Annotated in this window: 1 protein-coding gene; it reads right to left on the bottom strand. The window is 65.2% G+C overall.

All coding sequences use genetic code 11. The annotated features are described in order from the left end of the window. Positions 1 to 62 precede the first annotated feature (62 nt). A partial coding sequence (locus ACZ2V4_RS11790; protein ID WP_490514960.1) for a hypothetical protein occupies positions 63 to 276 on the bottom strand: 214 nt, incomplete at its 5' end.

Here is a 276-nt window from a genome sequence, read left to right on the forward strand (position 1 = left end):
TCCTCCAAGGGTGAGGGTAGTCGCGAGAGCAAAGAGCACGATGGTGCTACGGGGCGGGGCCTTCACGGGGTGATCCAGAAATTCGCGGCATAGTGTGCGGCGTCCTTGTTGTGCTGGGCCGCCGCTGCCGCGGTGCCGGTCAACCCGCCGCTGGCTTTGTCGAGCTGACCGGTTGTGGTCGCAGCGATGTTTCTGAGGGACTGGGTCCACGGGTCGAAGTAGCCGTGCCCTTCGGAGGGCAGGGCATTGAGGAAGCCGCTGTGGGTGGTCTTGCCC

This window comes from Macrococcus sp. CoH-51_TC_04 (assembly GCF_058188655.1).